Genomic DNA, 13700 nt, shown 5'->3' with positions numbered 1-13700 from the left:
CATGTGTCTTTCAGCGCGCCTCTTGCGCGCTGCCGCGCAAGGGCCGCCCTGCCGGGCAATTCCTTCGTCGCGGAATGCTCAGACGAGCCCGATGTTGTGCGCGGCCGTCTCGACGACCTCGTCGAGATGGCCGGTGAACACCTGCTTGGTCACGCTCAAGGTGAAGCCCTTGGCGGTCTCCGCCGGGACGTGGGCGGGCAGCGCCAGGGCGTACGGGTCCACGAGCACATCGAGGACGACCGGCCCGCCCTTGTGTGCCAGTGCCTCGCGCACCCCGCCGGCCAGATCAGCGGGGTCCTCGACGCGGATGCCCTTGGCCCCCATCGCCTCCGCGACCGCGGCGAAGTCGGGGTTCGTGAACGCCGTCCCGAACGGGACGATGCCCGCCTCCTGTTGCTCGATCTTGACGAAGTCCAGGCCGCCGTTGTTCAGCACGATCTGCACGACCTGCGCACGGCGCTCCACCTGGGTGAGCAGGTCGCCGAGGCCCAGCATGGTGAATCCGCCGTCGCCGCACAGCGCGATCGTCTGGCGCCCGGGGTATGCGAGTTGCGCGCCGAAGGCGTTCGGGGCGGCGTTGGCCATCGACGCCCAGGAGAACGAACCGAACAGGCGCCGACCGCCTCCGTAGCGGATGTGGCGGGCGGCCCAGATGACGGCGGTGCCGGTGTCGGCGAAGAACAGCGCGTCGTCGGCGGCGAGATCGCTCACCGTCGCGGCCAGGAACTCCGGGCGGATCGGCTTGGTCCGCGGCCCCTTGTCGACGTAGTGCCGCGCCCGCCGGTGGAACCGCTCGGTCTTCTTGACGGCGTCGGTGAGCAGGCTGTTCGCGGGCTTCGCCTCGACCATCGGCAGCAGCGCGGACACGGTGGCCCGTACGTCCCCCACCACGCCCAGCTCCACGGGCACGCGCCGGCCGAGGCGGCTCGCGTCCTGGTCGAGCTGGATGATCCGCACCTTCTTGTGCGGCAGGAAGCTGCTGAACGGGAAGTCCGTTCCGAGCATCAGCAGCACGTCGGCGCCGTTGATCGCCTCCCAGCAGCCGCCGTAGCCGAGCAGCCCGGTCATCCCCACCGCGTGCGGGTTGTCGTGCTCCAGGAACTGCTTGCCCTTGAGCGAGTAGCCGACGGGCGCGCTCAGTTTCTCCGCCAGTGCCCGCACCTCGGCGCCGGCGTCGGCGCAGCCGTAGCCGCCGAAGATCGCGACCGTGCGCGCCTCATTGATGATCGAGGCCATGGCGTCGAGGTCGGCCGGAGCGGCCGGCGGCCGGGCCGGCCGCGGCACCCGGAGCTCGAAGCGGCCCTTCGGGGCGTCGGCGGCGGCCACGTCCCCGGGGATCGACAGCACGACCGGACCGGAACTCGTGATCGCGGTGGTCACCGCGGAAGTGACGACCGTCCGCAGCTGCTGCGGATTGACCAGCCGCCCGACGTACAGGGCGGCCTGGCCGAAGAACTGGTACGGGTTGAGTTCCTCGACGGTCTCGCTGTCCATGACGCCGGTCTCGGTGTCGCCCGCGATCACGATGATCGGCACCCGCTCCTTGCGCGCGTCGAGGATGCCGTTGATCAGGTGCACGACCCCCGGGCCGGCGGTGCCGCACACCGCTACCGGGCGCCCGGTCAGGCGGGCTTCGGCGACCGCGGCGAACGCCCCGTACTCCTCGTGCCGCACGTGGACGAAGTCCAGCGAACCGTTGCGGCGCATCGCGTCCACGACGGGATTCAGGGCATCGCCGACGATCCCGTAGCAACGGCGGACCCCCGCGCCGGCCAGCATTTCCCACAGTTCGTCCGCGACCGTTCTGGACACGTCGATCTCCTCCACGCTCAAGGCCATCAGGAAGACGGTCGCGCCGGGATGTCACCCCATGGCGGTAATCGCCTCGCACACGGCTTCCGGGTTCCGGCCCACGTCGCGCGAAATCCCATGCGCGATGGGTGGGCAGCCGTCCGTATCGGCCACCATAGTGCCGCCCTTTCACGCCGCACTATGCACATTCCCGCAATGGCACGCATTGGTGAACTGTCTTGGCACCAGGTGGGGTGGTGTTCCGGGCCGAGACGCGAGAAATTCGTCGGGTTACGAGCGCGACCGCGCGGAGAGTTCTCTTCGCGTTTCGCTGGGCAGCTCACCGAAAAAGGCGCGATATTGGCGCGACAGGTGCTTGGGGTCGAGTCCGTAGCGCACGCACACCACGGACATGCTCACATCGGGCTGCGCCTGGATGGCGATGCGGAAGCGCTCCAGGCGCCGCCGCCGGATGTAGCCGTGCACGCTCTCGCCGGTCCGTTCGAAGAGCCGGTACACCGTGCGTACGGACATGTGATGGGCTGCGGCGATCATGTGCACGCCGAGCGAGGGGTCGTTGAGCCGCGACTCGATGTAGGTGTCGATACGGGTCCGCCACGCCGCGTCGCTGTCGGACGGGAGTTCGTCCGCCTTCACCACGAGGGTGGCGCGCAGGAGGTCGCCGGCGACGCTCGCCGCGACGTCCAGCGCGACCGCGCTCAGCCGGGGGCCCGTCCTCATGGTCGCGTGCAGGTGCGTCACGAGCAGCTCACCGATGCCATCGAGTTCCAGGACACGGCCCAGGACGGCGTCGGCAGTCGTCGCCGGCAGTTCCCGGCTGCCACCGCACAGGAAGACCATGAACACCTGCTCCCCGCCGGCATAGCGGGCGACGGCCCTCCTGCTCGTCGTGCACAGGATCATCTGACCCGGCCGCACACGGTATTCGCCACCGAGGTGTTCCACGGTCACCTGTCCGGCCACAGGAATAACCGCATAGAGGACGGGCGAAGCCGAATTGTCCATGGCCGGCCGCTCCACCCGCAGCGGGCACGAGGGGGCACCCGCCAGTAATACCGTCGTCCTGCCGACAAGCAGCCGGATGTCGATGGCCCGCGGGTGGTCCACGGCCTTCGTGGGGGCGGACGGACGAGGCTCGGCATTTTCGGCGGGGAAGTGGAAGAAAGCTCCGGTTCTACCCGCCAGCAATTCGTCCTGCATGCCGGGGAAACCTGTCTCCGTATCCACGAGCGGAGACGATAGCCGAGTCCCGTCACGCACGCACGATTGCCGCCCGGGCCCACGCATGACTCTTCTCACAGCGACCGATTGAACAAAACGCCCATGCTCTCCGTCCCCCTGGGCCCGCCGCCGTCCCCCGCCCGCGGGCACGGTCCAGGTCCGCACCCACGGGGCATGAGCCGATGCCCACTACCAGGTCCTCCGTGCTTCGCCGACCCGACAACGGCGGCTCGCTGCGGGGCACGATCCACCGAGTGAACTGCCGCATACCAGACTTGCCCGATTCCGAGGAGCCTCCGCCACCCGGGGCGCCGCCGGAGAACAGGGAGCGGAGGCTGAGCGCCGACCGACAGGCCCTCCCCGCGCTCGCCCACCTTCGTATGGGACACACCTACGCCCAGCTCGCGGCCGGGTTCGGCGTCGGGACCACGACCGCATACCGCTACGTCACCGAGGCCGTCGACCTCGCGGCCGCCCTCGCTCCCACCCTGGCCGAAGCCGTACGCACCGCGTATACGAAGGCGTTTGTGCTCCTGGACGGCACGCTCCTGCCGATCGACCACATCGCCGCGGACCAACCCTTCCCCTCCGGGAAGCACAAGAGGCACGCCATGAACGTGCAGGTCCTCACCGATCCGTTCGGCCGCCTGCTGTGGGCCTCGCCTGCCCTGCCCGGCGCCGTCCACGACATTCGAGCCGCCCGCGAACACGGCATCGTCGACGCCCTCGCCCAGGCCGATGTCACGTGCTGGGCCGACAAGGGCTACCGCGGCGCCGGCGGCACAGTCCGCATCCCGTACTGGGGACGATGGGACACCCTTTCCCCAGGTCAGAAAGCAGTCAACCGGTCCCACGCCAAGATCCGCGCACTCGTCGAACAGGCCATGGCCACCCTCAAGAACTGGCGACTCCTGCGCAAGCTCCGATGCTCCACCACCCCGATCACCGCCCTCGTCAAAGCCGTCCTCACCCTGCATTTGGCCAGCTCAGAGCAATGATGGAAAAGGCTCACGGGCAGGTATTGACGTCCTGCCGGTGCCCGAATGGACAGAAGCCCCACCCGGTCCTCCTGCCGGTGGCGGTGTCGCCGGCTCGGCGCGATCACCTCCCGCGACCCAAGCGACGCCAACCGGCTTCGCGTCGCGGACCTCAACCGCCTCACCATCGTCAACAGCCGGGAGTTCGTCGCGCACGCACCGGTCTGGCCGCGCGGCTACTCGGCCCTCCACCAGGATATGACCAGCTGCTGCTCGCGGCGCCGCTGCGCGTAGCAAAGCACCTCGACGCGCTGAGTGAATTTCGCGAGGGCCTGGTCCTCCTGTTCCTCGGTGAACTGGCTGTAGTCACCGATGTCGAGCATCACGGCGTTGAGCTCCTCCTTGATGGCGGCAGCTGTCTGCCGGAGGAAGTAGCTGCGCTCGCGGTACTTGTAGCAACCGGTGAACGCGGATGCGAGGGTGATGCTGAACCCGGGATCACCACGGACAGGCGTGCCAGGCTGCGCGGGACAGGCGAGCTGTGTCAGACGGGCCTTGACGACTTCGCGGAAGGGCAGCAGGAGGGCTGGTGGGACGGGCGTGGTACGACCTGCGAGCGTCTGCACGGGTCTGTCACACTGACGCGTCGTCGTCATTCCGGTCAGAGAGGACCGAGGTGGGTTCCCGTCTCCGAATTCCGATACTAGCCGCCGCCGCTGCTGCTTTCGGGCTATTTGCGGTCTCAGCGTCTGCGGCATCCGAACCGGGTCACGGCGCGCCCGGCGTCGGCGACCCGTACCACCCCACCTACGGCAACGGTGGCTATGACGTGTCGCACTACGCCGTCACCTTGCGGTACCAGCCTGCCACTGACGCGCTCACCGGCGCCACTACCATCACCGCGAAGGCAACGCAGGGCCTGAGCAGGTTTGACCTTGACTTCGTGCTTGGCGTCAGCAGGGTGTCCGTCAACGGCCGGTCCGCCCGCTTCGCCACGTACGGTCGGCACAAGCTGGTGATCACCCCGACCCTGCCGATCGCCAAGGGTGAACGCCTCACTGTCACCGTCGCCTATACCGGAGTTCCGTCCACGATGCACCCGGACGGCCTCACCTCCTGGATACGTACTGCCGACGGTGGGGTGGCTGCCAACGAGCCCGAGTCCGCATGGTGGTGGTTCCCGAGCAACGACCACCCTTCCGACAAAGCGACCTACGACGTGAACATCCGCGTGCCTGGGACCGACCAGGCGATCAGCAACGGTGTGCTGGTCTCCGAGCACACGGAGCGCAGTTGGACCAGCTACCACTGGCGGCAGGACAAGCCGCAGGCCACCTACCTCGCCACCCTGGCCGTCGGACACTTCGACCTCACCCACTCGCGGACGGCCACGGGGATACCGGTGGTCAACGCCTACAGTCCCGATCTCGACCCGACCACCGCCGCCAACGCTCGGGCCAGCGTCGAGCGCACCGGGGAGATCATAGACTTCCTCAGCGGCTACTTCGGCCCGTACCCGTTCGACTCTGCGGGCGGCTACGTCCCGAACGTCACAGCGGGCTTCGCGCTCGAGACGCAGACCCGGATCTTCTACAGTCCGAAGTTCTTCGCCAAGGCTCCTAACACTTCGGTGGTCGCGCACGAAGTGGCCCACCAGTGGTACGGCGACAGCGTCTCCCTGGACCGCTGGTCCGACATCTGGCTCAACGAAGGCTTCGCCGGATACGCCGAAATGCTGTGGTCCGAGCACGAGGGCAACGGCACCCCGCAGGAGATCGCCCAACGGATCTACGATGCCTACCCGGCTGGCGACCCGTTCTGGAGCGTGAAGCCCGGCGATCCCGGTCCCGCCCGCGAGTTCGACGACGCTGTGTACGAGCGGGGCGAAGTCGCCGTTCAGGCACTGCGGGACACCATGGACGACACCGATTTCTTGCGTCTCCTCAAGGCATGGCCGACCCGTCACCGCTACGGCAACGGCACCATCACCGAGTTTGAGGCGCTCGCCGAGCAGTACGCAGGCAAGGACCTGAGTGACTTCTTCACCACCTGGCTGTACACCGCAGCCAAGCCGGCCTTCTTCCCGTCCCGACAGACCCCGGGCTGATTGCGTGGGAGCGCGCAGACTCCAGCGGTGATGCCCTCGGTTCGTCTTCGACCTGCTGCGCTGGGCCGACACCGACTACTTGGCCTGCCGTACGCGTGGCGGCGTACGGACCTGGAGGCGCTGTTCGCTGCCCGGGTCCTTGAGCCGCCGTTCAACCTGTGCCAGTCGACGTCCGAGTCGCCGGTGGCGGAGGCGTGGCTGCGGGACTGGGTTCCCCTGGGCATCTTGGTCGAAAACCCATCTACCAGGGGCTTCACCACGTTGTCACCCCAACTGCACCACCGCATCAGCAGGTTGGAAAAGGCTCACTGTTTGCCACTGAACTTTGACGACCGGTAGTTTCCCGACACCGAAGTTTGACCGGGTAGGACTCGGCGGCTTGGAGGGGGCGGGGGCGCCATGAGGGCGGTGGACGATGACGAGGCCGCTGGGGCCCTGACGTACCTCGCTGTGATTCAGATTCGCGCCATGGCCCGGCGGCGGCAGCCCTACTACGAGTGGATGGGCGATGACTACGTCGTCTGCATCGGGTGGCTTGCCGACCTTGTGCACAACCTGGCAGCGCCTCCTGCGCGAACGACGCCGTGGAGGTTCCGACGGGAGCGCCGCCATTGCATGCGTTACACCTGGGCGGTTGCAGGGGAGACCGGCCGGAAGTGGATCCTTGACAGCCTGGAGGAGGAGGGGCTCGTGTGGGAGCCACCGCCGGAGACGAGCTTCACGGGCAACCACGATCACCACGCGTGACAGCACGCTGTGCTCCCAAGCGCAGCGCGGTCAAAGTTCGGTGGCAGCGGCAGTGGCACCGGACGGGTGCGCTTCGGCCCACTCCCGAAGCAGCCGCACGTAGCGGTCCGTGCGCTCCGGGCTTGCAGGAGCCTCCATCAGGCACCTGATCCGGGCGTTGATCTCGGCCACGCCGGGGCGGCCGTCAGCGAGAACGGGTATCACGGGGCAACCCTAGAGAGGCACGACTAAACAGCCGATATACCCCCAGGTCAGGGCGTATGGACATGTCCAACTCCCGAGGCCGACGGGTGAGTGCGTCCCTCCTCAGCAGGCAACAGGTAACCCCTGCCGAGTCATTCCGGGGTCCTGGTTCGCGAGACCGCGCTGTACCGCGAAGGAGCCGAACCACTGCGCGGCATGGGCGTGCCCGTCCTGGTCATCGACACCGAGTCATCGACGCCGACAGCGCGACACCGGAGGCGGTCGCCGAACGGATCACGACCCCCGCCCTCGGGCTCGGTAACGTCCCTCCCCTGGATTCCGGACCGGCACCGACGCAAGGAGCAACCCCCGCATGACCCTCAACACCGGCATCGGCGAGGACACTTGGGCGACGATCGAACGGCTCAAGGATTGGCTGGACGCGAAGGACAACGCGACGCCGGGCGAGGCACGGCTGTTGCGGCTGCTCAAAATCCAGGAGGAGGTCGGCGAGGTCGCGCAGGCCGCGATGGGCGCGATGAACGCCAACCCACGCAAAGGCCACAGCCACACCTGGGATGACGTCCAGAACGAGCTGTGCGACGTGATCCTGAGCAGCATGGTCGCGCTGGCCACCATCACCCCCGACGCGGCGAAGCGCTTCCAGGAGCGCCTGGACGCCGTCGCGGAAAGGTCCTTGGCCTAGCTGTATTGATCCGCAAGAGCGTGGATGGCGGCGGTTGAGTTGTCCCCCGATCGCCGGTCCAGGTCGTGGAACGGTTCACAGACCGGGTCGCCGGCGGGACCCCAGAGGAGCGGCGTGAGCCGTGAGGGCGGCCAGCAGCTGAGCGAGCAGCGAGCGAGCAGCGAGCGAGCAGCGGTCCTGCACATGACCAAAAACGTACGGAAGCCCAGGTCGGATGTGCTCTGACCTGGGCTTCCTGCGGTAGGCCGCGTGGGACTCGAACCCACAACCAATGGATTAAAAGTCCACTGCTCTGCCAATTGAGCTAGCGGCCCGCGCCGACAACAGCATAACGGGGTGCCGAGCGGGGATCAGCAGGGTTCCCGCGTGGCGGTGGCGGCAGCCGAGGGCCCCAGGGCGCGGAGCGCTCTGGGGCCCTGGGGCTGGGTCAGCCGTTGCGCTTCCAGCGCGGCTTGCGGTCGCCGTACGAGGTCGGCGCGTTGTCCCGGCCGTACGAGGGACGGGAGTCGCGGCGGTCGCGGTCACCGTAGGACGGGCGCGAGTCGCGGCGGTCGCGGTTGAACGGGCGGTCGTCGCGCCGCTCGTACGACGGGCGGCGGTCACGGTCGCGGTCGCCGTAGGACGGCCGGCGGTCACCGTACGAAGGGCGCGCGTCGCGGTGGTCGCGGTCGCGGTCCCCGTACGAGGGGCGCCGGTCCCGGTCGCCGTACGACGGACGGGCGTCGCGCCGCTCGCCACGGTCCCGGTCACCGTACGAGGGACGGGAGTCGCGGCGGTCGCGGTCACCGTAGGACGGGCGGTCGTCGCGGCGGTCCCGGTCCCCGTACGCGGGGCGCCGGTCGCGGTCCCCGTACGACGGCCGCGCGTCGCGCCGCTCGCCACGATCCCGGTCCCGGTCGCCATAGGACGGCCGCCGGTCGCGCCGGTCGAAGTTCCCCCGGTCGTCTCGCCGTTCGCGCGGCTCCGGCACCGCGGCCGCCGCCGCAGCGGCTGCTGCGGCCTCCTCGGCCGCGGCCTCCGCCGCCAGCTCGGCGGCCTTGGCCGCCAGCGCCTCCTCGGGGTCCTCGCCCCGCTCGCGGGCCGAACGCGCGGTCAGCCGGTCGGCCTCCTCGCGCAGTTCGGTCGCCCGCTTCTGCGCCCGCTCCAGCTGCCGGGTCAGCTCGGCGACCTCGCGCTCGGCCTGGGTCGCCGCGTTCTGCACGGCGTCGGCTTGCACGTCGGTCAGCGAGCGCGCGCCCGTGATGCGGGCGACGTCCTCGTCGAAGGCGCCGGCGCCGCCGATGACGTGCCGCGAGGCGTCCACGCCCGCGTCCTCCATCAGCCGGAAGATCTGCTTGCGCTGGTGCGGCAGGGCGAGCGAGACCACGGTGCCGGAGCGGCCGGCGCGGGCGGTGCGGCCCGAGCGGTGCAGGTAGTCCTTGTGGTCGCCGGCCGGGTCCACGTTGAGCACCAGGTCGATGTCGTCCACGTGGATGCCGCGGGCGGCGACGTCGGTGGCGACCAGGACGCTGACCTGGCCGGACTTGAAGTCCTCCAGGGTGCGGGTGCGGGCGCCCTGGGTCATGCCGCCGTGCAGCGCGTCGGCCCGCACACCGGTCTCGATCAGCTGCTCGGCGACGCGGTCGGCGCCCATCTGGGTGCGGACGAAGATGATCGTGCGGCCCTTGCGCGCGGCGATGGCCGCGGTGACCGGGGCCTTGTCCTTCGGCTTCACCACGAGCACGTGGTGGCTCATCGTGGTGACCGCGCCCTGGGCGGCGTCCACCTCGTGGGTGACGGGCTCGACCAGGTAGCGCTTGACGAGCGTGTCGATCTCGTTCTCCAGCGTGGCGGAGAAGAGCAGCCGCTGGCCGCCGGCCGGGATCAGGTCGAGGATCTCGGTGACCTCGGGCAGGAAGCCCATGTCGGCCATCTGGTCGGCCTCGTCCAGGACGGCGACCTCGACCTGGTCGAGCACGGCCGCGCCGCGGTTGATCAGGTCGCGCAGCCGGCCCGGGGTGGCCACGAGGATGTCCACGCCGCGCTCGAGGGCGTAGATCTGGTTCTGCATGGAGGTGCCGCCGCAGACGACCTTCATCTTCAGGCCGAGGACGTCGCCGTAGGGCTGCAGGGCGTCGGCGACCTGCATCGCCAGCTCGCGGGTCGGGGTGAGGATGACGCCGCGGGGGTGCTTGCGCTCGGTGCGGCCGCCGGCCAGCTGGGTCAGCAGCGGCAGGCCGAAGGAGAGGGTCTTGCCGGAGCCGGTGCGGCCGCGGCCCAGGATGTCCCGCCCGGCCAGGGCGTCCGGGATCGTGGCGGCCTGGATGGGGAACGGGGTGACCACACCGTTCTGGGTGAGCTTGCGGACGATGGCCTCGGGGAGGCCGAGGTCGGCGAAGGTGGGGCCGGTCACGTCCGGCGTGGTGGCCTGCGGGGCCTCGATCGCCTCGGTGGCGGTGGCGTCGGCTGCGTTCTCGGGCATGGCGGAACGGTCAACACTGTCAAGGGACATGCGGAAGCTAAACCTCTCGGAGACTAACGGCACGCGCCAGCTCCGCAGGTTGGTTGCAACCGCCTCGATGCGGTCAGCCACGGGAGATTAGGAACGCGCCACGGGGGCGCATCACATCAGGCGCCAGGCAAGTGGGATCAGACGATCTACCAGCATACGCATACGGAAGCCCGAACGCCAATCACCCGCTCAGCGGCTTGCGAAGCGCCCAGGAAGGCAGTGGTAGGGCGTCGAGACCAGCATACGGCTCCCTGGGTGCCGACCGCGCCACCTTGTGTGTATGCCGCGGTACGGCACCCAGGGAGGCGGGGCCCAGGAGGCGGTGCGGAGCCGCGCGAGGCGGTACGGGGGGGTGGTACGCGGCACGTGGTACGGGGGCGCGCGAGGCGGTACGGGCGCGGACGGTGTGGGGCGGAAGCCGGTACGGAGTGAGAGGCGGTACGGGCGAGGGCGCTACGAGGGTGCGCCCCCGCCCTGGCTCCCGGACGCCCTTCGCGCCCTCGTAGCCCGACAGTGACCCTCACCCGCCCGTGCCCGCGGAGCCCCCCGCGTCCCCCGAGCCCGGGTCCGAGGTGTCGTCGGAGGGGGGTGCCGTGGTGGGCGGGTCGGTGGGGCTCGCCGGGCCGGTAGGGTCCCCGCTCGCCCCGCCACCGGTGGGCGCCGTGCTGGCCGGCGCCCCGCCGCCCGTCGGCGAGTGCTGGGCGCTGGGCCGCGGGCCGCTCGCGGCGGGGCTGGCGCCCGCGCTCGCCCGGCGCGACGCCGTGGCACGGCCGCTCGGCGACGCCGAGCCGCTGCCCGACGGCCCGGGCGAGAGGTGGCCGTCGCCCCGGTGCGGCGCCAGCGGCCCGCCGCCCAGCGGCGCCTGGCCCCCGCCGGAGCGGGCCGCGCCGTGCGAGGGCGCCTTGGAGTCCGGTACGGCCCCGCCCGCGCTCACGCAGGCGGCGACCCCGGCGGCCACCACGGTCACCAGCACGGCCGCCCGCACTCCGGCCCGCACCGCCGCGCCCGGCGGACGGGGCGGCACGGGGGCGCGGCCGGCTCGTACGGAACGGGCAGCGGGGGGATGCAGCACGTCGGCACCTCGGGGTGGGGGTTCGGAACGCGCGTAGGTCACCCGTCCGCGCGCGAGGGGTCCCTGGAACCAACGCCCCCGCACCCCCCGAGGACACGCCCACCCCCGCACGGGGGCCCAGCGCGCGGCTCCACCCCGGCCACCGCGCCCGGGCCGCCCCGTACGCCCCCGCAGGGACCCTCAGGCGTAGCCCAAGGCGTGGAGGCGGGCGTCGTCGATGCCGAAGTGGTGGGCGATCTCGTGGACGACCGTGATCTCCGTCTCGGCGACCGCCTGCTCGCGCGAGGTGCACATCCGCAGGGTGGGGCCGCGGTAGATGGTGATGCGGTCCGGCAGCACCCCGGCGTACCACTCGCCGCGCTCGGTCAGCGGCGTGCCCTCGTAGAGGCCGAGCAGATCGGGGGTCGCGGCGTCGGGCTCGTCCTCGACGAAGACGGCGACGTTGTCCATCAGGCGGGTCAGCTCGGGCGGCACCCGGTCCAGGGCCTCGCCGACCAGTTCCTCGAAGGCCTCCCGGCTCATTTCCAGCACGCCCCCATTGTCGCCGACGGGACCCGGGCGGCGCCCTGGCCGGGGCGAAAGCGTTTTGCCGTACCGTGCGCGGATCGCCTATGCTGCGCAGGTCCCCGATGTGCGCCGGCAGGCCCACGCGGACGGCCACCCCAGCCCTCATCGTCTAGTGGCCCAGGACGCCGCCCTTTCAAGGCGGTAGCACGGGTTCGAATCCCGTTGGGGGCACCTGAGTACGCAGCGACCGTGGGGCCGTCCGCCGGATGCGGACGGCCCCACGTGTCACCGGACAGCCCCGGACCTCAGTGCGACTGCCGCGGCATGTGCTGCGTCGCGCCCGGCCGCGGCGGCATCGGCTGGGCCGCCGCCGTGGTCTGGGCCGCCAGGTTCGCCGCGGTGGTGGCCGCCTCGAACTGGGTGTTGGCCGGGGCGGGTTTGCGGTCGTGCAGCCGCAGCGCGCCGGTGAAGTCGCCGAAGGTGCGCCGCCGCCACCTGCTGATCGGCGTGAAGGTGACCGGGCCGAGGCCGGACAGGCCGCCCGCCCTGGTGACCGCCTCGATGAACCGCAGGCCCGAGGTGTGGTCGCTGACCTCGGAGAAGATCCTGCCGCCCACCGTCCACGGCGACACGATGACGCACGGCACCCGGAAGCCCGCGCCGACCGGCAGGCCGCCGCCCGGGGTGCCCTTGGGCGAGGGCACCGTCACGAACTCCTCGGGGTACTCCGCCGGATGCGGTGTCGGCGGCAGCACGTGGTCGAAGAACCCGTCGTTCTCGTCGTAGTTGAGGACGAAGACGGTCGAGTTCCACAACTCCTCGTTGGAGGCGAGGGCTTCGAGCTTGGCGGCGAGGTACTGGGCGCCCGCCGCCGGGAGGTTGGGCGGGTGCTCGTCGGCCGCGCTCGGCATCAGCAGCCAGGACACGTCCGGCAGCACGCCGTTGGCGCAGTCCTCCTCGAAGGCGAGGGTCGCCTCGGCGGCGGGCGTCGGCGCGCCCGGGTCGCCCGCCATGCCGGGCTGCCCGTTGCCGAAGAGGGTGCCGCCGGTCATCACGGAGTTGTAGAGCCCGGCCGGCAGCGCCGTCCTGTTCTGGAAGTTGGCGAACCAGGAGAAGACGTTGAAGCCGCTGGTCGCGTCGGAGTAGTACGCCTTGACGCTGTAGCCGGCCTTGTAGAGGATCTCCGCGGCCGACGGGTGGGTGAGCGGGTTGGGCGTGACGGTCTCCAGCACCGGCCCGCCGTACAGGCCCTGCGGGTCGTTGGTGCCCGACATCCACACCAGCCGGTTCGGGTCCGTCGGGCCGAGCACCGAGCAGTGGTAGTTGTCCAGCAGGGTGAAGGACTCCGCGAGCGCCCAGTGGAAGGGGATGTCCTCGCGTGTGTAGTAGCCCATCGTGTACGAGCCGTTGACCTCGCCGTCCGAGGCGAGGTGGGTGGTCAGCCAGCCGTCCATGGCGCCGTGGTTCCAGGCGGCGTGCTGGTCGCGCCAGTCGTGCGACAGCGACGGGACCGCGGCGGCGCCGGTGCTGATGGTGGACATGTGGAAGGGTTCGAGGTAGCCGTCCGGGTTCGCCGGATCGGGCTGCCGGAAGACGGAGTTGCCGTTCGGCAGCGTCATGGCGGTGGGGTCGGAGAAGCCGCGGGCGCCGGGGAAGGTGCCGAAGTAGTGGTCGAACGACCGGTTCTCCATCATGACGTACACCACGTGCCTGACCTGCTCCAGGCCGCCCTTGGCGGGGCGCGCGGTCGCGGCCCTGGCGAGGTTCTCCGGCAGGGTGCCGGCCAGGCCCGCCGCCCCGGCGAGCGTCGCCGCGGTGGTGACGAACCGGCGGCGGGACATGCCCGCGCGCGGGGACTGGGTGCGCTTGCTGCTCAT

General features: G+C 70.5%; 11 protein-coding genes, 2 tRNA genes and 1 pseudogene. 5 read left to right on the top strand and 9 right to left on the bottom strand.

The window, feature by feature from the left end; genetic code table 11:
* Nucleotides 1-78: 78 nt before the first annotated feature.
* Both BLR33_RS06135 and BLR33_RS06130 read right to left on the bottom strand, forming a co-directional pair.
* Nucleotides 79-1839: a thiamine pyrophosphate-dependent enzyme gene (locus BLR33_RS06135; RefSeq protein WP_093783190.1), complete on the bottom strand. Its 1761-nt coding sequence runs from the start codon at nucleotides 1837-1839 to the stop codon at nucleotides 79-81.
* Nucleotides 1840-2082: 243 nt separating this feature from the next.
* Nucleotides 2083-3039: an AraC family transcriptional regulator gene (locus BLR33_RS06130; protein WP_176930146.1), complete on the bottom strand. Its 957-nt coding sequence runs from the start codon at nucleotides 3037-3039 to the stop codon at nucleotides 2083-2085.
* Nucleotides 3040-3356: 317 nt separating this feature from the next.
* On the opposite strand from BLR33_RS06130, the pseudogene BLR33_RS06125 reads away from it, so the two are divergent.
* Nucleotides 3357-4031, top strand: a pseudogene (locus tag BLR33_RS06125) (transposase family protein); the annotation flags it as partial.
* A gap of 215 nt (nucleotides 4032-4246) precedes the next feature.
* On the opposite strand, the gene BLR33_RS06120 reads toward BLR33_RS06125, so the two are convergent.
* A complete protein-coding gene (locus BLR33_RS06120) occupies nucleotides 4247-4636 on the bottom strand; it encodes a hypothetical protein (RefSeq protein WP_093783188.1) in 390 nt (129 codons plus the stop codon).
* Nucleotides 4637-4686: 50 nt separating this feature from the next.
* Between BLR33_RS06120 and BLR33_RS06115 the strand changes: the two genes are divergently transcribed.
* Complete coding sequence (locus tag BLR33_RS06115; RefSeq protein WP_245771185.1) at nucleotides 4687-6117, top strand: M1 family metallopeptidase; 1431 nt, start codon at nucleotides 4687-4689, stop codon at nucleotides 6115-6117.
* Between the two features lie 408 nt (nucleotides 6118-6525).
* Nucleotides 6526-6864: a hypothetical protein gene (locus BLR33_RS06110; RefSeq protein ID WP_143031640.1), complete on the top strand. Its 339-nt coding sequence runs from the start codon at nucleotides 6526-6528 to the stop codon at nucleotides 6862-6864.
* A gap of 30 nt (nucleotides 6865-6894) precedes the next feature.
* On the opposite strand, the gene BLR33_RS35070 is transcribed toward BLR33_RS06110, so the two are convergent.
* The gene (locus BLR33_RS35070; protein WP_176930145.1) at nucleotides 6895-7068 is read right to left on the bottom strand and encodes a hypothetical protein; all 174 of its coding nucleotides are present in this window, start codon (nucleotides 7066-7068) and stop codon (nucleotides 6895-6897) included.
* A 352-nt stretch (nucleotides 7069-7420) separates the two neighbouring features.
* On the opposite strand from BLR33_RS35070, the gene BLR33_RS06105 reads away from it, so the two are divergent.
* A complete protein-coding gene (locus BLR33_RS06105) occupies nucleotides 7421-7753 on the top strand; it encodes a MazG-like family protein (protein ID WP_093783186.1) in 333 nt (110 codons plus the stop codon).
* 241 nt (nucleotides 7754-7994) lie between these two features.
* Here BLR33_RS06105 and BLR33_RS06100 read toward each other — a convergent pair.
* The 4 genes from BLR33_RS06100 to BLR33_RS06085 form a co-directional block, all read right to left on the bottom strand.
* A tRNA-Lys gene (locus BLR33_RS06100) sits at nucleotides 7995-8067 on the bottom strand.
* A 113-nt stretch (nucleotides 8068-8180) separates the two neighbouring features.
* Nucleotides 8181-10214, bottom strand: a complete 2034-nt coding sequence (locus BLR33_RS06095; protein WP_407639638.1) for a DEAD/DEAH box helicase — start codon at nucleotides 10212-10214, stop codon at nucleotides 8181-8183.
* Nucleotides 10215-10764: 550 nt separating this feature from the next.
* Nucleotides 10765-11316, bottom strand: coding sequence for a hypothetical protein (locus BLR33_RS06090; protein WP_143031639.1), 552 nt, complete (start codon nucleotides 11314-11316; stop codon nucleotides 10765-10767).
* Nucleotides 11317-11496: 180 nt separating this feature from the next.
* Nucleotides 11497-11847 (bottom strand): metallopeptidase family protein, encoded by a 351-nt coding sequence (locus tag BLR33_RS06085; protein WP_218136615.1) that lies wholly within the window; start codon nucleotides 11845-11847, stop codon nucleotides 11497-11499.
* 134 nt (nucleotides 11848-11981) lie between these two features.
* On the opposite strand from BLR33_RS06085, the gene BLR33_RS06080 reads away from it, so the two are divergent.
* Nucleotides 11982-12054 (top strand) — tRNA-Glu (locus BLR33_RS06080).
* 74 nt (nucleotides 12055-12128) lie between these two features.
* On the opposite strand, the gene BLR33_RS06075 is transcribed toward BLR33_RS06080, so the two are convergent.
* Nucleotides 12129-13700: a phospholipase C gene (locus BLR33_RS06075; RefSeq protein ID WP_218136614.1), complete on the bottom strand. Its 1572-nt coding sequence runs from the start codon at nucleotides 13698-13700 to the stop codon at nucleotides 12129-12131.

The organism is Actinacidiphila guanduensis (assembly GCF_900103985.1).
GTDB lineage: Bacteria > Actinomycetota > Actinomycetes > Streptomycetales > Streptomycetaceae > Actinacidiphila > Actinacidiphila guanduensis.
Note: the sequence above shows the minus strand (reverse complement) of the source record. Positions and strands in the feature narration are given on the sequence as shown.